The organism is Pseudothioclava alba (assembly GCF_033100795.1).
In the GTDB taxonomy this organism is placed as follows: Bacteria; Pseudomonadota; Alphaproteobacteria; order Rhodobacterales; family Rhodobacteraceae; genus Pseudothioclava.
The window spans coordinates 111,319-129,159 of record NZ_JAWLVI010000005.1; the positions used below are offsets into that span (position 1 = coordinate 111,319).

Here is a 17,841-nt window from a genome sequence, read left to right on the forward strand (position 1 = left end):
TTTCATTTCTGGAGCACATATTCCCCCGGTGCGGCACAAAGTGCGGGGTAGCGCGCGCCGCCGGTCTTGGGCGCCTTCACCTGCGCGCCCGAGTGCGCGGCCAGCCAGTTGCCCCATTCGGGCCACCACGACCCCTCTTTACGCGGGTGGCTTTCGAACCAGTGGTCCGGGTCCATATAGCGCGCGCCAGCGGGCCGGTGGCCGATGCGGTAATGGCGGTGCCCGTGGCCGGGTTCTGACACGATACCTCCGTTATGGCCGCCCTTGGTCAGCACGAAATGCAGGTCGCCATCGGTGAAGAGCTTGGTCTTATAGACCGAGTGCCACGGCGCAATATGGTCGCTTTCCGTGCCGACAAGGAACATCGGCACCTTGATGTCTTTCATCGCAATCACACGTCCCTCGACCGAGAACCGCCCTGCGGTCAGCCGGTTTTCAAGGAACAACGCGCGCAGGTATTCGGAATGCATCCGTGCGGGCATCCGTGTTGCGTCCGCATTCCACACACCCATATCCGAGGGCATCTCTTCCAGCCCCATCAGATAGCGCCGCACGGCGCGGGTCCAGACAAGGTCTTCGGCGCGGATGGCCCGGAACGCGCCTGCCATCTGGCCTTGCTCCAGATAGCCCTTGTCCCACATCATATCGGTCAGGAAGGCCACCTGGCTTTCATCGACAAAGAGCAAAATCTCGCCTGCTTCGGTGAAATCGGTCTGCGCGGCCAGCAGAGTAACCGAGGCGAGGCGCTCGTCCCCCTCGCGGGCCATCGTGGCGGCGGCGATGGACAGGATCGTGCCGCCAAGGCAATAGCCGACGGTGTGGACCTTCTGATCGGGGATGATGGCGGTGACGGCGTCCAGTGCCTCCATCACGCCGCGTTTGCGGTAATCCTCCAGCGAGGCTTCGGCATGTTCGGCCCCCGGATTACACCACGAAATCGCGAATACCGTATGCCCCTGACCCACGAGCCAGTTAATCAGCGAGTTCCGGGGCGAGAGATCAAGGATGTAATATTTCATGATCCATGCGGGCACGATCAGCACCGGCTCGGGATGGACGGTCTCGGTCTGCGGCGCGTATTGGATCAGCTCGAACAGATCGTTGCGATAGACAACCTTGCCCGGAGTGCAGGCGATGTCCTTGCCGACCTCGAACCCTTCGGGCGCGGGGGGCGGCTCTTGCGCGGCAATTTCCAGAATGTCGTGGAACATCAACGCCGTGCCATCCGCCAGCGCTTGCCCGTTGGTGGCCTTCAGACGCTCCATGATTTCGGGGTTGGTGGTGGGGAAGTTCGACGGCGAGATCGTATCCAGCGCCTGACGCGCCATGAAATGCACCCGCGCGGCGTTGTGCTGATCGACGCCGGGCAGATCTGTCGTCGCGGCCTCCCACCAGTCGAGCGTTGCCAGAAACGCCTGTGACCAAAGGTTGAACGGTGCTTTCGCCCAATCGGGATGAGTGAAGCGGTGGTCATAAGCCGGAGCCTTGAAGGGCGGGGGCGCATCTTGCTGCATCGCATAGGACCAGACCTTCGCCGTGTTCCCCGCCGCCCGTTCGGCCAGTTCAAGCTGACGCCCCGGGGCGCGCATCAGGTGCAGCGCCCAATCCGCCATCGCCGCCGATGTCGCATGAGGAGAAATGCCGCCGGTCAGCCGCCCCAAGGCGGCGCGCAGGGCGCGATCAATGTTGTGGTGCGGGTGTTCGTTCGTCATGCGGAGCCTCGCATCTGTTTCCTGCGCGCAGTCTATTCCACGCAGTATAACAAGGCTTTGACGCAGGTCAGAATTTTTCTGCAATGCAGAAAAAAGAAAGGCCGCCGGAGGGAACCCTCGGCGGCCTGTTCATCTGCGGCTCTGTCGCCTCAGCCCTGACGGGCTTTGAAGCGCTTCTGCGTCTTGTTGATCACGTAGACGCGGCCTTTACGGCGCACGATCTGGCAATCGCGGTGACGCTGCTTGAGCGAGCGGAGCGAGTTACGGACCTTCATCGGTCTTCTCCTATTCGCGGCGCGCGTGCGCCTTGAAAAACAATGCCCCCGGCCAATATCGGGGGCGGTGAACGAATGGTGGGCGGTACTGGGATCGAACCAGTGGCCACTACGATGTCAACGTAGTGCTCTACCGCTGAGCTAACCGCCCACGCTGCCGTCTGATTCTGCTTGGAACCCTGGAGTTTGCCGCAAAATCGTTTCGGTCCGGCGGTCTATAAAAGGAACCGGCGCGGCTTTCAAGAGGGTTTTGGCGGGAAAAATAATGTGTAAGCTCAAGATCGGAGAATGGAACCGACGATGCCTGCAAAACTAGCCGCCCAATTGCCGTATACGCTGCGTTTGCCCCACCGGCAAAGCACTTCGGCGGTGTTTGCCTCGCCGCATTCTGGAGACTTTTATCCAGCCGACTTTGTCGCACAGGCGGTTTTGCCGCTGGACGTGCTGCGGTCCTCGGAAGATGCCTTTGTCGACCGATTCCTTGCGGTGGAGGGGGCGCCGGTCCTGACAGCGCGCTACCCGCGTGCTTTTGTCGATCTGAACCGGTCTGCCGATGATCTTGACCCGGCGGTGATCGCGGGGGCGGTGGGGCGAGCGAATGCGCGGATTGCGGCGGGGCTCGGGGTGATTCCGCGTGTGGTGTCGGGCGGGCGGGCGATCTATCGCGGAAAGCTATCGCAGGCCGAGGCGGCGGGGCGTCTGGCGACGGTCTGGCACCCCTATCACGCCTGCCTGCGTGCGCTGCTCGACGAAACCCGCGCGGCCTTCGGCGAGGCGATTCTGTTTGATTTCCATTCGATGCCAAGCGAAGCGATCGAGATAACAGGGCCGCTGCGCCCGGAGATCGTGATCGGTGACAGATATGGCGCCTCTGCCTCGGCCCGTGTGATTGGTGCGGCGTTGGCTGCTTTCGAGGCCGAGGGCTTTCGCGTCGCGCGCAATGCGCCCTTCGCGGGCGCCTATATCGCGCAGACCTACGGGCAGCCCGATCAGGGGGTCCATGTGCTCCAGATCGAGATCGACCGCGCACTTTATATGGACCAGCGCACGATCCGGCCCTTGCCGGAGTTCGATGCCTTTGCGCAACGGATCGCGGCGGTGATTGCCGGCCTTGCAGATATTGGCCGCAAACCTGCGCGGCTTGCGGCCGAATAGGGGCGATCAGGCCGCCTCGCTTACCCATTTGTTCAGGCCGCGAACCAGATGTTCGGACTGCGGGGTGAATTCGGCGTCGATAAGTTGTGCCGCTTTGGCGACATTCCCGCCTTCGACCTGCTGCATGATGCTTCCGGCGCATTGATGGAATTCCCGGTGCAGGCGGGTGATGACACGGTATTGCACCGTTTGCCCGTAGTTGGCTTTCTGCTCGGGCGCGTGCAGCCAGCGACCGAAGTCACAGCAATCGTCGCGCATGGCTTCGGCCGCAGGAATGATCGCCTTGCCAAGCGTGACCGAGGTCTTCAGCTTGAGCTTCCAGGCTCCGTGTTTGCCGATTGCGTCACGCAAGGCGCGGGCGAGTAAAGGGTCCGACATAAGAATCTCCAACGTTTAAAACGCGGCGGTGTTACGCCCGAAAATCTGAAGAAAGTCCTAACGCCGATGCTTGCCGGAGACATCAAATCCGCGCCCGCTTCGAATGGCCGTATCCCCGAATTTTGCGCGAATTTTGTCCACCGCGCGTTCGGCGCTCGCGCGTTGGGCTGCGTGCGGGTCCAGAAGATCGCCTGTCGGATCATGTCCGTCTGCAAGCGAGAGATCGGAAAAGCCGATCCCGATCAGCCGGTAGGGGCCATCCTCGTTCAGCCGCTCAAACAGCGCCTCGCCCGTGCGAAACAGCGTGTCGGCCAGTTGGCTTGGCTCATCAAGGCGGGTTTGCCGCGTCAGCGCTGAAAAATCCTTGCGTCGTAGCTTAAGCGTAACCGTTCGCCCCGCCAGCCCCTTGGCCTTCATCCGCGTTGCGGTCTTCTCGGCCATGTGCCACAGATGCGCCATCAGCACCGCGCGGTCAGAAATATCGGTGTCAAAGGTGGTTTCGTTCGACACCGATTTCATCGGCTCGTTCGGGATGACGCGGCGCTGGTCGGTGCCATGGGCAAGCTGCCACAGGCGTAGCCCCGAGGCGCCAAAGCGGCGCATCATTTCATCCTGACCCGCGCGGCGGATGTCGGCCAAGGTGCGCAGCCCCGCGCGACCAAGGCTGGCGCGCGTCGCCGCGCCCACGCCCCATAAAATCGAGACCGGTTTGTCGCGCAGGAAGTCGTCGGTATCGCCGCGCCCGATCACCGAAAACCCGCGCGGCTTATCAAGGTCTGACGCGATCTTGGCCAGAAACTTGTTATGCGACAACCCGACCGAGGCGGTGACGCCGATCTCTTGCTCGATCTCGCGCGCAAGCCGGGCCATCAGAACCGCAGGCGGGGCATGATGCAGCCGCGCGGTCCCGCCCAGATCAAGAAACGCCTCGTCCAGCGAGAGAGGCTCGATCAACGGTGTCAGCGCCTCCATCTTCGCGCGGATCTGGCGCGATACCTCGGCGTAATAGGGCAGGCGCGGCGGGATCACGACGGCATCGGGGCAGAGTTTCATCGCCTGATACATCGGCATCGCCGAGCGCACGCCGGAAATCCGCGCGATATAGCAACACGTCGTCACAACCCCGCGTTTGCCGCCACCGACGATCAGGGGCTTTGAGGCCAAAGTCGGATCGTCGCGCTTCTCGACCGAGGCATAGAAGCTGTCGCAGTCGATATGGGCGATGGGCAGATCAAACAGTTCGGGATGCGCCAGAATACGGGTGCGCCCGCAGCGCGGGCAGCGCGCGGGGGCGGTGTCGAACTGGGTCAGGCAATCGCGGCAAAGGGCTGGCATGTTTGGCTCCGCCAGTAACTTACGCGCAATTCGCGCCACTGGCGAGAGGGGCGGGGCTTTCCAATCGGTCGTCATGCGGGCATTATCCGAGGCAACAAAAGGAGCAGGGCGATGGGTGTCATTCCGTTAATTATCATCGGTATCGCGGCGGGGTTTATGGCAACGCGGCTGATGCGGGTCGATGCGGATATTCCCACGACACTGGCGATTGGGATTGCGGGCGCGCTGATCGGCGGGTTCACCTTGCGCGCGCTGATCGCGATGGCGGGGATATTCGCGGGGCTGGTCGGCGCGGTCCTTGGCGCAATGGCGCTGATCTGGCTGTGGCAGACCTACGGGCCGAAAAGGTAATCCCCGATGCTGCCGATTTTCAGCTTTGCCACGATGGCGACCACGCGGCTTGTGACCTATGCGTTTATGCTCTCGCTCTGGCTGATTTCGCGCCCCGGTGGATGGGCCGTTCTGGCGGTTCTGGTGCTTTTGGGGGTGAAACTGCTGCACTGGACCCCTGCCTGATCTGTTTTGTGGGCAGGTTTGCCCCTATATTGGACGCGGTAATTATCAAGGATATTGCGTATGATCGGTGACTTTATTGGCGGAAACGCCATTCTTCTGGCGCTTGCAGGGTTCATTATCCTGTCGATCTTTCTGGGCGTGCGGATCGTTCCGCAGTCCGAAAAGCATGTGGTCGAGCGGTTTGGCCGCCTGCGTGCCGTGCTTGGGCCGGGGATCAACTTTATCGTGCCGTTTCTCGATGTGGTGCGGCACAAAATCTCGATCCTGGAGCGCCAGCTTCCCAATGCGCTGCAAGATGCGATCACCGCCGACAACGTGTTGGTGAAGGTCGAAACCTCGGTTTTCTATCGCATCATCGAGCCGGAAAAGACGGTCTATCGTATCCGCGATGTGGATGCTGCGATCGCAACGACCGTTGCGGGGATCGTGCGTTCGGAAATCGGCGTGATGGAGCTGGACGAGGTGCAGTCGAACCGCGCGCAGCTTATCTCGAAGGTGCGCGAGCAGGTTGCCGCGATGGTGGACGACTGGGGGATCGAAGTCACGCGGGCCGAGATTTTGGACGTTAACCTTGATGAGGCGACGCGGGCCGCAATGCTGCAGCAGTTGAATGCGGAACGGGCGCGCCGTGCGCAGGTGACCGAGGCCGAGGGCAAGAAGCGCGCGGTCGAGCTTGCGGCGGATGCCGAACTTTACGCAGCCGAACAGCAGGCCAAGGCGAAGCGCATCATGGCCGAGGCCGAGGCTTTCTCGACCAATGTCATTGCCGAGGCGATTGCGAAGAACGGGCTTGAGGCGGCGCAATACCAGATCGCGCTGCGTCAGGTAGAGGCGCTCTCCGAGGTCGGAAAAGGCGACGGCAAGCAGACGATCCTTCTGCCCGCTTCCGCGCTTGAGGCGTTCTCGGATGCGTTTGCGATGCTGCGGGGGATCGGCAAATGACGGCGCTTTGGCAAGAGGCCTGGGCCTGGGTTGTCGCGGGGCTGGTTCTTGGTGCGCTTGAGATGTTCGCGCCCGGTTTCATCCTGCTTGGCTTTGCCATCGGCGCGGGTGTTGTCGGTGTGCTGATCTGGGCGGGCGTTCTGGGGGCTTCGTTGCCGCCGATGCTGCTCTGTCTGGCGGTCGTTGCGCTGGTCGCGTGGCTGGTGATGCGCAAGGTCTCGGGTGTCCGGCAGGGTCAGGCAAAGATCTGGGACACCGACATCAACGAGAACTGAAAAAGGCGCGGGACCACCCCCGCGCCTTTTCATTCAGATGTCGCGGATTTCGCGCAAGATGGCCTGCGCGGCTGCGCGCGGGTCATCGGCCTGCCAGATCGGGCGGCCAACGACCAGATGGTCGGCGCCAGCGGTCAGCGCCGAGGCGGGCGTTTCGACCCGCTTCTGGTCGCCAAGCGCGGCCCCCGTGGGGCGCACGCCGGGCGTCACGATCAGCTTACCTGCGGATTCTGGAAGCGCGCGGATCATCGCGGCCTCACGCGGGCTGGCGATCACGCCGTCGGCGCCAGCGGCAAAGGCGCGGCCTGCGCGTTCCTGCACGAGGTCCGCAATGTCGCCCTCTTTGATCAGCGCGCCATTCAGGTCTTCGCGGTCCAGCGAGGTCAGGATCGTCACCGCCAGAATTTTCAGGTCTTTGCCCGCCGCACCCTCTTTTGCGGCTTTCACCACATAGGGGTCGCCGTGGACGGTCAGGAAATCGAGGTCGAACTGCGCAATCCCGCGCACGGCCTTTTCAACGGTCGCGCCGATGTCAAAGAACTTCATATCCAGAAAGATGCGCTTGCCGTGCTCTTGCTTGAGCTCGTTCGCCAGCGCCAGCCCGCCGCCGGTCAGCATCCCAAGGCCGATCTTGTAGAACGAGACCGCATCGCCCAGCTTTTCCGTCAGCTCCAGCGCGGCCAGCGCATTGGGGACATCAAGGGCAACAATCAGGCGGTCGTCGGCGGTAAGAACTTCGCTCATCGGGGGCTCCTTTCGCGTTTTCCCCCGTTTGCGCGCGCATCGCCCGCGCGTCAAGGGGCGGGCGGTTTACCTTGTGGCGAAAATCCGGTGCGGCGCGCGTCGCAGCCCCTTGAAGGGGCGGGGGCTGTCTCCCATCTTGGTATCGAGACCCGGCCAGAGGCGTGCCTAATCAGGGCGCTTCGATTTTCCGGGGGCTTTGGAAAAGGAGTATGCCGATGAACATGGAAAAGTTCACGGAGCGGTCGCGCGGGTTCATTCAGGCGGCGCAGACCATCGCGATGCGCGAAGGCCACCAGCAGGTTGTGCCCGAGCATCTTTTGAAAGCATTGATGGATGACGATCAGGGGCTTGCGTCCAATCTGATCCAGCGCGCGGGCGGCGAGGCCAAGCGCGTGACCGAGGCAGTCGATCTGGCGGTCAACAAACTGCCCAAAGTCTCGGGCGGAGCGGGGCAGGTCTATGTCGATCAAAGCCTCGTGCGTGTGCTCGACGAGGCCGAGAAGATCGCCAAGAAAGCAGGCGACAGCTTTGTGCCGGTCGAGCGTATTTTGATGGCGCTGACGGTGGTGAACACGCGCGCCAAGGATGCCTTGGATGCGGGCGCGGTGACGGCGCAAAAGCTCAATACCGCGATCAATGATCTGCGCAAGGGCCGCACGGCGGATAGTGCCTCGGCCGAAGAGGGCTATGAGGCGCTCAAGAAATATGCGCGCGACCTGACCGAGGCTGCCGAAGAGGGCAAGATTGACCCGATCATCGGGCGGGACGACGAAATTCGCCGCACGATGCAGGTGCTGTCGCGCCGGACCAAGAACAACCCCGTTCTGATCGGGGAGCCGGGTGTCGGTAAGACTGCAATCGCCGAAGGGTTGGCGCTGCGCATCATCAACGGCGATGTGCCCGAGAGCCTGCGGAACAAAAAACTCCTCGCGCTGGATATGGGCGCGCTGATCGCTGGTGCGAAATACCGCGGCGAGTTTGAAGAACGCCTGAAGTCGATCCTCAAGGAGATCGAGGCGGCAGCGGGAGAGATCATCCTGTTCATCGACGAGATGCACACGCTGGTCGGCGCGGGAAAATCCGATGGCGCGATGGACGCGGCCAACCTGATCAAACCTGCCTTGGCGCGGGGCGAATTGCACTGCGTCGGCGCCACGACGCTGGATGAATACCGCAAATATGTCGAGAAAGATGCGGCCCTTGCGCGGCGCTTCCAGCCCGTGATGGTCGAAGAGCCGACGGTCGAGGATACGATCTCGATCCTGCGCGGCATCAAGGAGAAATACGAGCTTCACCACGGGGTTCGCATTTCCGATAGCGCGCTGGTGGCGGCGGCGACCCTGTCGCACCGCTATATCACCGACCGTTTCCTGCCCGACAAGGCGATCGACCTTGTCGACGAGGCGGCGTCGCGTCTGCGGATGGAAGTGGACAGCAAACCCGAAGAGCTGGATGCGCTGGATCGCCAGATCCTGCAAATGCAGATCGAGGCAGAGGCGCTGAAGAAAGAGGACGATGCGGCCTCGGTCGACCGGCTTGAGAAGCTGGAGAAAGAGCTGTCGGATCTGCAAGAGCGTGCCTCTGAGCTGACCGCGAAATGGGAAGCTGAGCGCGACAAGCTGAACTCGGCGCGTGACCTGAAAGAGAAGCTCGACAAGGCGCGGGCGGAACTGGAACAGGCCAAACGCGAAGGCAACCTCGCCCGTGCGGGGGAGCTGAGCTATGGCATCATCCCGCAGATCGAAAAGCAGCTCTCAACGGCGGAAACAGCCGAAGAGGATGTGCTGGTCGAAGAGGCCGTCCGCCCCGAGCAGATCGCAGAAGTTGTCGAACGCTGGACCGGCATCCCGACCTCGAAGATGCTTGAAGGCGAGCGCGAAAAACTGCTGCGGATGGAGGATGAGCTCCACAAGCGGGTGATCGGGCAGGACGATGCGATCCATGCGGTTGCGAATGCCGTGCGCCGTGCGCGTGCGGGCCTGAACGACGAAAATCGTCCGCTTGGGTCGTTCCTGTTCCTCGGGCCGACGGGTGTGGGGAAAACCGAACTGACCAAGGCCGTTGCGAACTACCTGTTCGACGACGATCAGGCGATGGTGCGCATTGATATGTCCGAGTTCATGGAGAAGCATTCGGTCTCGCGTTTGATTGGCGCGCCGCCCGGATATGTGGGCTATGACGAGGGCGGTGTCCTGACAGAGGCCGTGCGTCGGCGCCCCTATCAGGTGGTGCTGTTCGACGAGGTCGAAAAGGCGCACCCGGATGTGTTCAACGTGCTGTTGCAGGTGCTGGATGATGGTGTTCTGACCGACGGTCAGGGGCGCACGGTCGATTTCAAGCAAACGCTGATCGTGCTGACCTCGAACCTCGGGTCTCAGGCGCTGAGCCAGTTGCCCGAAGGCGCGGATGGATCTGAGGCGCGAGCCGAGGTGGAAGAGGCCGTGCGACATCACTTCCGCCCCGAGTTCCTGAACCGTCTGGATGACCGGATTATCTTCCACCGGCTCAAGCGCGATGACATGGACGGGATCGTCTCGATCCAGTTGGCGCGGCTCGAGAAACGTCTGGCGGCGCGCAAGATCACGCTGGAACTGGATGAGGCGGCGCGGATGTGGCTGGCCGATGAGGGCTATGACCCTGTGTTCGGCGCGCGGCCCCTCAAACGCGTGATCCAGCGCCATCTGCAAGACCCGCTGGCCGAGTTGATCCTTGGCGGCGAGGTCAAGGATGGCGACACGGTGAGCGTCACCGCAAGCGACGCGGGGCTGGTTGTGGGGGGTAAGGTTTCGGCCTCGACCCGCGAGAAGCCTGCGGCGGCGCCTGTCCACTAAGGGCGGGTCCGATTTAAGAAATGACGGCGCGGGCCAGATAGGTCTGCGCCGGTTTCATTCAGACGCTGGGGATGGCGCCCCCGTCCACGCGCACCATGCTGCCCGTTACATACGAGGCCCGCGCGCTGGCAAGGAAAGTCACGACATCGGCGTATTCCTGCGGGTCGCCCATGCGGCCCATCGGAATCGCGGCAAGGCTGTCGGCCTGCACCTCTTCGAGGCTGCGGCCCTCGCGTTCGGCCCGTTTGCTGTCAAGGAACCCGATCCGCGCTGTCTCGATCCGGCCGGGGATGACGATATTCACGGTGATCCCGTCCTTGGCGACCTCGCTGGCCAGCGTTTTCGACCAGCCCACCAGCGCGCCGCGCAGCGCGTTCGACAGGCCAAGGTTCGGGATCGGCGCGACAACGCCTGACGAGGTCGAGGTCACGATCCGGCCCCAGCCTTTGCGGCGCATTGCGGGCAAGACCCGATCCGCGATGGCATAGACCGAAAGCACCATGCTTTCGAACTGGCTGCGCCACAGGTCTGGCTCGCGTCCGGCGGCGGTGCCAGGCGGCGGGCCTCCGGTGTTTGCGATCAGGATGTCGATCTCGCCAAGGGTTTCCTCGACCCTGACGATGTTTGGCTCGATCTGGTCGGGATGGCCCAGATCCCATGCCAGCGCAATTGCGGTCCCTCCGGCGGCGGTAATCTCGGCGGCCACGCGATCTGCGGCCTCTGCGCCACGGTTGGCAACGGCGACCTTCACCCCTTCAGCCGCCAGCGCGCGGGCGATCGCGCTGCCCAATCCGCCGCCTGCGCCAAGCACCAGCGCGGTCTTTCCCTGTATCCCAAGATCCATGTCGTCCCCCTTTTCTCCGGTCCCGATGCTTGGCAAGAGGCACCGGACTGTCCAGCCCTGTCCGTTGTAACGGCGCAAGCGCCCTTCTCGCAATGCGCCTTGTTTTTATGGTGGCTGGCGGAACTCTGCCATGGCGCTGGCGGAAGCTTGCGACGAAACTGGGTCGCCGCCGCCAAAAGCAATTGATCGAAAGGGCCAGATCTTCACCCTAGCGCCAGTCCCGCGAGGAGCGGGAGAACACAAGGGAGGAAACGATGTTCCACAACATCAAGCTCGGCGCGGTCGTCGCCGGGGCCATCGCGCTTTCGGCACCCGTCGCGCAGGCCAGCGAATTCATCAACGTGCTCACCGGCGGCACTTCGGGCGTGTATTATCCGCTTGGCGTGGCTTTGTCGGATATATACGCCAAGGGTATCGACGGCGCGCGTACGCAGGTGCAATCGACCAAGGCGTCGGTGGAAAACCTGAACCTGCTACAGCAGGGCAAGGGCGAGCTGGCCTTTGCGCTGGGCGATTCCGTGAAATACGCATGGGAAGGCAATGCCGAGGTCGGCTTCAAGGCGCCTCTGGGCAAGCTGCGCGCGATTGCGGCAATCTATCCGAACGTGATCCAGATCGCGGCCTTGGAAGAGACCGGCGCGAAGACCATCACGGACCTGAAGGGCAAGAGCCTCTCGGTCGGTGCGGCGAAATCCGGCACCGAGCTGAACGCCCGCGCGATCTTTGGCGCGGCGGGGATGAGCTATGACGATCTGGGCAAGCTCGAATACCTGCCGTTTGCGGAATCGGTCGAGCTTATGAAAAACCGCCAGCTTGATGCGACGCTGCAATCGTCGGGTCTGGGGAATGCGGCGCTGAAGGATCTGTCCTCGTCGCAGGCGATCAACTTTGTCTCGGTTCCCGCCGAGGTCGCGGACTCGCTTGGCGCGCCCTATATCGCCAGCGCCATTCCGGCAGGCACCTATGAGGGGCAGACCGAGGACGTTCCGACCGTCGCCGTGGTGAACTTCCTTGTCACGCATGAGGATGTGTCGGACGAGGTGGCCTATCAGATGACCAAACTCCTGTTTGAAAATCTCGATACGCTGAAAGCGGCCCATTCGGCGGCTGGCGCGATTTCGCTGGAGAATGCGGTCAAGGGCTCGCCCATCCCGCTGCATCCGGGTGCCGAGCGTTACTACAAAGAGCAAGGCCTGCTCTAAGCACGCTTGCAAATCAGATGGCGGTCCGGTGCGCCGGGCCGTCTTGCGTATCAGGGAGGGATAGATGGAACAGGACAAGCACGTTCTGCCCGACGAGGAACTGGGTCTGCACGATCCGCTGGCAGAGAATTTTCCGCATAACACCGAAGGGCGCCTGCTGTTCTGGCTGGCTGTGGCTTTCGCGCTGTTCCAGATCGCGATCGCGGCGCATGTGATCGACCTTGCAAGCCAGATCGTGCGCGCGGTCCATGTGGGCTTCCTGATGGCGCTGGGCTTTCCGCTTTTGGCGATCGCCAAGCATAAGGGCACGGTGCTGCGCGGGCTGGCCTATGTGCTGGCGGCGGCGGGCATTGCGGTCGCGGCCTATCAGACCGTTGAATACACTGATCTGTTGATGCGCGCGGGCGACCCGCTGGCGCGCGATATTGTCATGGGTGTCGTGGCGCTGGTCACGATCTTTACGGCTGCGTGGATGCTGATGGGGCCGGCACTGCCGATCATTTCGGGGGTGTTTTTGTCCTATGCACTGTGGGGCGAGCATCTGCCCGCGCCGCTGGACCATCGCGGCTATGACCTGTCGCAGGTGATCGAGCACCTGACCTATGGCACCGAGGGGATTTACGGCATCCCGACCTATGTCTCGGCGTCCTATATTTTTCTGTTCATCCTGTTCGGCGCATTCCTTGAAAAGGCCGGGATGATCAAGCTGTTCACCGATGTTTCGCTTGGCCTTGTCGGGCATAAGATGGGCGGCGCGGCAAAGGTGTCGGTGCTGTCCTCGGGGCTGATGGGCACGATCTCGGGGTCGGGGGTTGCGAACGTCGTGACCACGGGGCAGTTCACCATTCCCCTGATGAAAAGCTTTGGATACCGTTCGGCATTCGCGGGCGGGGTCGAGGCGACGGCCTCGATGGGCGGGCAGATCATGCCGCCCGTCATGGGCGCGGTGGCCTTCGTCATGGCCGAGACCCTGGGCGTGGAATATGTCGAGGTGGTCAAGGCCGCGCTGATCCCGGCGATCCTGTATTTTCTGGGCGTCTTCTGGATGGTCCACCTTGAGGCTGGCAAGCGCAACCTGCGTGGCTTGTCGCGCGACGAACTGCCCTCGGCCAAGGCGGCGCTGAAAGAGGGCTGGTATCTGATCCTGCCTCTGGCCGTTCTGGTCTACCTCTTGTTCTCGGGCTACACGCCCTTGTTCGCGGGGACGGTTGGGTTGGCGCTGACGGGGCTTTTGATCCTTGGCGGATCGGTCGCGCTTGGCCTGCCGCAAGGTGTTCTGCGGGTGATCTTCTGGGTGTTCCTTGGGTTGATTGCGGCGGCGTTTTTCAAGTTCGGGCTGAATATCGTGCTGATCGCGCTTGCGGCGCTGATTGCGGTGAATGTGTTTTCCAAAGGCGGGCGCGAGACCCTGGCGCTGTGCCGTGACAGCCTTGCCGAAGGGGCGAAAACCGCGCTGCCCGTGGGCATCGCCTGCGCGCTGGTGGGCGTGATTATCGGCGTGATGACGCTTACGGGGGCGGCAAATACATTCGGGCAATATATCGTCGGTGTGGGCGAAAGCAGCCTGTTCCTGTCGCTGGTTCTGACGATGATTACCTGCATCGTGCTGGGGATGGGGATACCGACGATCCCGAACTACATCATCACCTCGTCGATTGCGGGGCCGGCGCTGCTGGCGCTTGGGGTGCCGCTGCTCGTCAGCCATATGTTCGTGTTCTACTTCGGCATTCTGGCAGATCTGACGCCGCCCGTGGCGCTGGCCTGTTTTGCCGCCGCGCCGATTGCACGCGAGTCCGGCCTTCGGATCAGTTTCGAGGCGGTGAAGGTGGCGGCTGCGGGCTTTGTGGTGCCCTTCATGGCCGTCTATACGCCCGCGCTGATGCTGCAAGACGGGGGCGCGCTGGCAGAGAGCATCGGTTATGCCCCGGCCGTGGCCTATGTTGTGCTGAAGGCGGTGCTGGCGCTTGCCCTTTGGGGGGCGGCGGTGATCGGCTGGCTGGGCCGTCCGCTGGCGCTGTGGGAACGGGGCGTAGCGATGGTTGGCGCGTTCTCGCTGGTGGCAGCCTATGCCGTGACCGACGAGATCGGCTTTGCGCTGGCGGCGGTCTTTGGCGCGCTGTTGTGGCTGCGTCGCGCGCAAGGGGCCACAGCATGAGCGCCTGCCTTCTGGCGGGGGCGCTGGCCGTGGCGCTTGGGACGGACGGGGCGTTTTCGCTGGAGTGGACGCATTCGGTCGAAAAAGAGGGTTGGCACGAAGATTGGCAGCTGCGCGACGGGCAGTTCCATCTGACGCGCGCGGCGGTCAAAGGCTCGGGCGCGGGGATGGAGCCGGGGCCGGATGGCTGGTTCGAGGATGGCTGGTGGGTCTGGTCCCCCGACGCGCCGCCTGTGCCGCAACTGGTGCTGGCCGCCTCGGGGGAGACGCCCTCGGGTTGGGAGCTTTGTGCCGATGGGCGCTGCATCCCCCTTGGCGTCGAGGCCGAAGAGCCGATAGTCTTGCGCCCATGCGGTGACTAAGGGGCAGGGGAGGGCCGTCATGATCTGGCCACGGCGATGGGTCAAAAGCCCGCCTGCGCTGGCAACCGTTGCAGCGGTGTGCCTTGTGGCCATGCTGGCGGGTGCCTTGGCATGGCGTGCCTCGCTGCGCGAGATCGACGCGCGGATTGACCAGACGCTGATCCTGACGCTGCGCGCCCTTGAAACCGAGATCGACCGCTTCCGCTACCTGCCCCGCGTGGCGGGCGAGGATGCGCGTATTCGGGCGGCGATCCTGCGCCCCGATGACGGGGCGGTTGTCGATGCGGCGAACCGCTATCTCCGGACGGTCACGGCACATGCGGGCGCCAGCCACCTCTATCTGATGGATGCCGACGGGCGCACGCTGGCCGCGTCGAACTGGGATCTGCCCGAAAGCTTTGTCGGCAATAATTACGCCTTCCGCCCCTATTTCCGGCAAGCGCTCGCAGATGGGGAGGGCGCCTTCTATGCGATTGGCGTGACCACGAAAACGCCGGGCTATTTTCTGTCCGCGCGGATTGATCTGCCCGGCGGTGAAAAGGGGGTCGTCGTGGTCAAGGTCGATCTGGTGCCGCTGCAGCAGGCGTGGGTCGCGGCGGGACAGGCGACGGCGCTGGCCGATGTGGACGGGGTCGTGTTCCTGTCGGGCGTGTCGGACTGGATGTATCGCCCGCTGCGCGTGCTTGGGGCCGACGCCTTGCAACGGCTGGCCGCGCAGCGCACCTATCTGAACGAGGATATGGCGCGCGCCGAGCCGGTGTTTTCAGGTGCGGGCGCGTGGATGTTCGATGGCGCGGGGCAGCGGATGCGCTCGGGTCTCGTGCCGTTTGAAAAGGAATGGCACCTCATCGCCGCCGCCCCCGTGCAGCCCGCGATCTATGCCGCGCTTGGCTGGGGCGCGGGCGCGGCTTTGGCCTGGGCGCTTGGGATCGGGTTGATCAAGATCCAGCGCCAGCGCCGCCAGCTGGTGCAATTGCGCCTGCGTCAGTCCGAAACGCTTGAGCGCAAGGTGGCCGAGCGGACGGTGCGGCTTGCGCGCGAGATCGAGGCGCGCCGCCAGACCGAAAAAGAACTGCGCGCGGCGCAGGAAACCCTGATCCATTCGGAAAAAATGGCGGCGCTTGGCCGGATGTCGGCGGCAATTGTGCACGAGATCAGCCAGCCGCTGGCTGCGATGGAGGCAACACTGGCAGCGGCGGGCATGTCTTTGCCCTCAGCGCCTGCGAAAACCGCCAGCCGGATCGAGACTGCGCGCAACCTGATCCGGCGGATGCAGCGCACGACCAAGCACCTGAAAACCTTTTCGCGCAAGGAAAGCGCGGTGATGGCTCCAATCGCGGTTGAGCCGGTCATTGAAAGCGCACTGGAACTGGTCGGGCCACGAGCCAAGGCCGTCGGGGTCACGCCCGAGTTTGCGCGGGCCGATGGGCTGCCGATGGTGCGCGCGGGGCAGGTTCGTCTTGAACAGGTGCTGGTCAATCTGCTGCTCAATGCGCTCGATGCGGTAGAGGGGCGCGCAGGGGCGGCCATACGCGTCGTCGTGGCTCATGGTGCAGGTGATCTGCGGATCGAGGTTCATGACACCGGCCCCGGCATCGCTCCCGAAGATATTGACCGTGTGACCGAGCCGTTCTTTTCGACCAAGACCAACAGCGAAGGGTTGGGGCTGGGGCTTGCGATTTCACAGGCGATCCTGTCTGAATTCGGCGGGCGGCTCGAGATCGCCTCGGAGCCGGAACGCGGCACGATAATGACGGCGATCCTGCCTGCGGTTGCCGAAAGCGAGGGCATGGAATGACGGCGCTGATCCATATTGCCGAAGATGATGCCGACCACCGCGCGGCTCTGTGTGACCTCTTGGATGCGGGTGGCTATCAGGTCGAGGGGTTTGCGCTGGCCGAGGCCGCGCTTGCCGCGCAAACCGTGCCGGACCTGCTGATTACCGATCTGCGGATGCCCGGCATGGACGGGTTCGCGCTTTTGGCGGCGCTCAAAGAGCGCGCGCCGGATCTGCCGGTGATCCTGATTACGGGGCATGGCGATGTGCCCCATGCGGTGCGCGCGATGCGCCTTGGGGCCGAGGATTTTCTGGAGAAACCCTATGATGCCGCGCATCTTCTGGCGGTGGTCGAACGGGCCATGCGCGCGGGTGCCACGCGCCGGGAGGTCGGGCGTCTGCAAGCCGAGATCCAGCGGCGTGACGGGGGGCAGATACTGGGCCGCTCGGCCGCGATCGAGGCTTTGCGGGGCCGGATTTCCGCACTTGGGCCGCTGGACCTTGACCTGATCGTGACGGGCGAGACCGGCACGGGCAAAGAGCTTGTCGCCCGCGCACTCCATGCCGCCAGCCCGCGCGCAGGCGGGCCGTTTATCGCGATCAACTGCGCGGCCCTGCCCGAGGCGATGTTCGAGATCGAGGTCTTCGGCCATGTCGCGGGCGCGTTTCCGGGGGCGCTGGACAAGCCGGGCAAACTTGAGACCGCCTCGGGTGGCACGTTGGTTCTGGATGAGGTCGAGGCGATGCCGAAGTCGATCCAGCCGAAACTCCTGCGCGCGCTGCAAGAGCGTCAGGTCGAACGGCTGGGCGAGAACCGTTTGCGCCCTCTGGACCTGCGGGTCATCGCGTTGGCCAAGACCGATCTGCGCCCGCTGACGCTGGACGCGAGCTTTCGCCCCGATCTGTTCTATCGCCTTGCGGGCGCCGAGATCACGCTCGATCCGCTGCGCACCTTGGGCGAGGACATCCCGCTTCTGTTCAGCCATTTCGCCGAACTTGCCGCGCGCCGCTACGGGCGCCAGCTTGCGCCTGTCAGCTATGGCTTCCGGCAGCAGTTGATGCGCCGCCCTTGGGCCGGAAATGTGCGCGAGTTGCAGGCTCTGGCCGAGAGATTCGCGCTTGGCTTGGAGCTGCCCGAGACCGAAACCCAGCCGGTCAGCGAGCCGCAGGATCTGGCCGATAAGGTCGCTGCCTATGAGGCGCGTGAAATCCGGGCGACGCTGGAGCGCTGCAAGGGGAACACCGAACGCGCGGCGCGGATGCTGGGTGTTGCGCGGCGCACGCTGAACGACAAGATGCGCCGCTACGGGCTGTAGCGTTAAGGCTTGCCAGAGCGAT

General features: G+C 63.4%; 17 protein-coding genes and 1 tRNA gene. 11 read left to right on the plus strand and 7 right to left on the minus strand.

The features are described from left to right. Positions 1-2: 2 nt before the first annotated feature. The 3 genes from RYZ20_RS12290 to RYZ20_RS12300 all read right to left on the minus strand — a co-directional run bounded on the left by RYZ20_RS12290 (position 3) and on the right by RYZ20_RS12300 (position 2,138). Positions 3-1,712 carry a PHA/PHB synthase family protein gene (locus RYZ20_RS12290; RefSeq protein ID WP_317673901.1) on the minus strand — a complete coding sequence of 570 codons (1,710 nt, stop codon included), beginning with the start codon at positions 1,710-1,712 and terminating at the stop codon, positions 3-5. 149 nt (positions 1,713-1,861) lie between these two features. Further along, positions 1,862-1,987, minus strand: a complete 126-nt coding sequence (ykgO, locus tag RYZ20_RS12295) for a type B 50S ribosomal protein L36 (RefSeq protein ID WP_013069105.1) — start codon at positions 1,985-1,987, stop codon at positions 1,862-1,864. A 76-nt stretch (positions 1,988-2,063) separates the two neighbouring features. Then, positions 2,064-2,138 (minus strand) — tRNA-Val (locus RYZ20_RS12300). A 149-nt stretch (positions 2,139-2,287) separates the two neighbouring features. On the opposite strand from RYZ20_RS12300, the gene RYZ20_RS12305 reads away from it, so the two are divergent. After that, positions 2,288-3,142, plus strand: a complete 855-nt coding sequence (locus tag RYZ20_RS12305) for an N-formylglutamate amidohydrolase (RefSeq protein WP_317673909.1) — start codon at positions 2,288-2,290, stop codon at positions 3,140-3,142. Positions 3,143-3,148: 6 nt separating this feature from the next. Here the strand turns inward: RYZ20_RS12305 and RYZ20_RS12310 are convergent, their stop codons facing one another. Both RYZ20_RS12310 and RYZ20_RS12315 read right to left on the minus strand, forming a co-directional pair. After that, on the minus strand, positions 3,149-3,520 hold the full coding sequence (locus RYZ20_RS12310; RefSeq protein WP_317673911.1) for a CZB domain-containing protein: 372 nt from the start codon (positions 3,518-3,520) through the stop codon (positions 3,149-3,151). 57 nt (positions 3,521-3,577) lie between these two features. After that, positions 3,578-4,855 carry a DNA polymerase IV gene (locus RYZ20_RS12315; protein WP_317673913.1) on the minus strand — a complete coding sequence of 426 codons (1,278 nt, stop codon included), beginning with the start codon at positions 4,853-4,855 and terminating at the stop codon, positions 3,578-3,580. Positions 4,856-4,966: 111 nt separating this feature from the next. Between RYZ20_RS12315 and RYZ20_RS12320 the strand changes: the two genes are divergently transcribed. From RYZ20_RS12320 to RYZ20_RS12335, 4 genes are read left to right on the plus strand one after another with little or no spacing between them, the layout of a single operon-like run. Continuing rightward, positions 4,967-5,206 carry a GlsB/YeaQ/YmgE family stress response membrane protein gene (locus RYZ20_RS12320; RefSeq protein ID WP_317673915.1) on the plus strand — a complete coding sequence of 80 codons (240 nt, stop codon included), beginning with the start codon at positions 4,967-4,969 and terminating at the stop codon, positions 5,204-5,206. Between the two features lie 6 nt (positions 5,207-5,212). Then, the gene (locus RYZ20_RS12325) at positions 5,213-5,371 is read left to right on the plus strand and encodes a hypothetical protein (protein WP_317673917.1); all 159 of its coding nucleotides are present in this window, start codon (positions 5,213-5,215) and stop codon (positions 5,369-5,371) included. 60 nt (positions 5,372-5,431) lie between these two features. Continuing rightward, positions 5,432-6,313, plus strand: coding sequence for an SPFH domain-containing protein (locus RYZ20_RS12330; protein ID WP_317673919.1), 882 nt, complete (start codon positions 5,432-5,434; stop codon positions 6,311-6,313). Then, positions 6,310-6,588 carry an NfeD family protein gene (locus RYZ20_RS12335; RefSeq protein ID WP_317673921.1) on the plus strand — a complete coding sequence of 93 codons (279 nt, stop codon included), beginning with the start codon at positions 6,310-6,312 and terminating at the stop codon, positions 6,586-6,588. Before RYZ20_RS12330 ends, RYZ20_RS12335 begins: the two co-directional genes overlap by 4 nt. Before the next feature lie 33 nt (positions 6,589-6,621). Here RYZ20_RS12335 and pyrF read toward each other — a convergent pair whose 3' ends face one another. Continuing rightward, entirely contained in the window at positions 6,622-7,332 is a 711-nt protein-coding gene (gene pyrF / locus RYZ20_RS12340; RefSeq protein WP_317673923.1) for an orotidine-5'-phosphate decarboxylase, read from the minus strand. A gap of 215 nt (positions 7,333-7,547) precedes the next feature. Here pyrF and clpB point away from each other — a divergent pair, with 215 nt between their 5' ends. Then, on the plus strand, positions 7,548-10,163 hold the full coding sequence (gene clpB, locus RYZ20_RS12345) for an ATP-dependent chaperone ClpB (RefSeq protein WP_317673925.1): 2,616 nt from the start codon (positions 7,548-7,550) through the stop codon (positions 10,161-10,163). Positions 10,164-10,221: 58 nt separating this feature from the next. Here clpB and RYZ20_RS12350 read toward each other — a convergent pair whose 3' ends face one another. Continuing rightward, a complete protein-coding gene (locus RYZ20_RS12350) occupies positions 10,222-11,007 on the minus strand; it encodes an SDR family oxidoreductase (protein WP_317673927.1) in 786 nt (261 codons plus the stop codon). A gap of 254 nt (positions 11,008-11,261) precedes the next feature. Here RYZ20_RS12350 and RYZ20_RS12355 point away from each other — a divergent pair, with 254 nt between their 5' ends. The 5 genes from RYZ20_RS12355 (at position 11,262) to RYZ20_RS12375 (ending at position 17,819) form a co-directional block, all read left to right on the plus strand. Beyond that, complete coding sequence (locus tag RYZ20_RS12355; protein WP_317673929.1) at positions 11,262-12,209, plus strand: TAXI family TRAP transporter solute-binding subunit; 948 nt, start codon at positions 11,262-11,264, stop codon at positions 12,207-12,209. Positions 12,210-12,273: 64 nt separating this feature from the next. Further along, the gene (locus RYZ20_RS12360; protein WP_317673931.1) at positions 12,274-14,364 is read left to right on the plus strand and encodes a TRAP transporter permease; all 2,091 of its coding nucleotides are present in this window, start codon (positions 12,274-12,276) and stop codon (positions 14,362-14,364) included. Beyond that, positions 14,361-14,726 (plus strand): DUF1850 domain-containing protein, encoded by a 366-nt coding sequence (locus RYZ20_RS12365; protein WP_317673933.1) that lies wholly within the window; start codon positions 14,361-14,363, stop codon positions 14,724-14,726. Before RYZ20_RS12360 ends, RYZ20_RS12365 begins: the two co-directional genes overlap by 4 nt. A 19-nt stretch (positions 14,727-14,745) precedes the next feature. Beyond that, on the plus strand, positions 14,746-16,524 hold the full coding sequence (locus tag RYZ20_RS12370; protein ID WP_317673935.1) for an ATP-binding protein: 1,779 nt from the start codon (positions 14,746-14,748) through the stop codon (positions 16,522-16,524). After that, positions 16,521-17,819: a sigma-54-dependent transcriptional regulator gene (locus RYZ20_RS12375; RefSeq protein ID WP_317673937.1), complete on the plus strand. Its 1,299-nt coding sequence runs from the start codon at positions 16,521-16,523 to the stop codon at positions 17,817-17,819. Before RYZ20_RS12370 ends, RYZ20_RS12375 begins: the two co-directional genes overlap by 4 nt. Positions 17,820-17,841 lie beyond the last annotated feature (22 nt).

Excerpts from the sequence above, each read along its gene's own strand:
- RYZ20_RS12325 (WP_317673917.1), top strand. The coding sequence starts at position 5,213 with ATGCTGCCGATTTTCAGCTTTGCCACGATGGCGACCACGCGGCTTGTG.
- RYZ20_RS12310 (WP_317673911.1), bottom strand. The coding sequence starts at position 3,520 with ATGTCGGACCCTTTACTCGCCCGCGCCTTGCGTGACGCAATCGGCAAA.
- RYZ20_RS12375 (WP_317673937.1), top strand. The coding sequence starts at position 16,521 with ATGACGGCGCTGATCCATATTGCCGAAGATGATGCCGACCACCGCGCG.
- RYZ20_RS12335 (WP_317673921.1), top strand. The coding sequence starts at position 6,310 with ATGACGGCGCTTTGGCAAGAGGCCTGGGCCTGGGTTGTCGCGGGGCTG.
- clpB (WP_317673925.1), top strand. The coding sequence starts at position 7,548 with ATGAACATGGAAAAGTTCACGGAGCGGTCGCGCGGGTTCATTCAGGCG.
- RYZ20_RS12330 (WP_317673919.1), top strand. The coding sequence starts at position 5,432 with ATGATCGGTGACTTTATTGGCGGAAACGCCATTCTTCTGGCGCTTGCA.
- RYZ20_RS12350 (WP_317673927.1), bottom strand. The coding sequence starts at position 11,007 with ATGGATCTTGGGATACAGGGAAAGACCGCGCTGGTGCTTGGCGCAGGC.
- pyrF (WP_317673923.1), bottom strand. The coding sequence starts at position 7,332 with ATGAGCGAAGTTCTTACCGCCGACGACCGCCTGATTGTTGCCCTTGAT.
- RYZ20_RS12360 (WP_317673931.1), top strand. The coding sequence starts at position 12,274 with ATGGAACAGGACAAGCACGTTCTGCCCGACGAGGAACTGGGTCTGCAC.
- RYZ20_RS12290 (WP_317673901.1), bottom strand. The coding sequence starts at position 1,712 with ATGACGAACGAACACCCGCACCACAACATTGATCGCGCCCTGCGCGCC.
- RYZ20_RS12315 (WP_317673913.1), bottom strand. The coding sequence starts at position 4,855 with ATGCCAGCCCTTTGCCGCGATTGCCTGACCCAGTTCGACACCGCCCCC.
- RYZ20_RS12305 (WP_317673909.1), top strand. The coding sequence starts at position 2,288 with ATGCCTGCAAAACTAGCCGCCCAATTGCCGTATACGCTGCGTTTGCCC.
- RYZ20_RS12355 (WP_317673929.1), top strand. The coding sequence starts at position 11,262 with ATGTTCCACAACATCAAGCTCGGCGCGGTCGTCGCCGGGGCCATCGCG.
- ykgO (WP_013069105.1), bottom strand. The coding sequence starts at position 1,987 with ATGAAGGTCCGTAACTCGCTCCGCTCGCTCAAGCAGCGTCACCGCGAT.
- RYZ20_RS12365 (WP_317673933.1), top strand. The coding sequence starts at position 14,361 with ATGAGCGCCTGCCTTCTGGCGGGGGCGCTGGCCGTGGCGCTTGGGACG.
- RYZ20_RS12370 (WP_317673935.1), top strand. The coding sequence starts at position 14,746 with ATGATCTGGCCACGGCGATGGGTCAAAAGCCCGCCTGCGCTGGCAACC.
- RYZ20_RS12320 (WP_317673915.1), top strand. The coding sequence starts at position 4,967 with ATGGGTGTCATTCCGTTAATTATCATCGGTATCGCGGCGGGGTTTATG.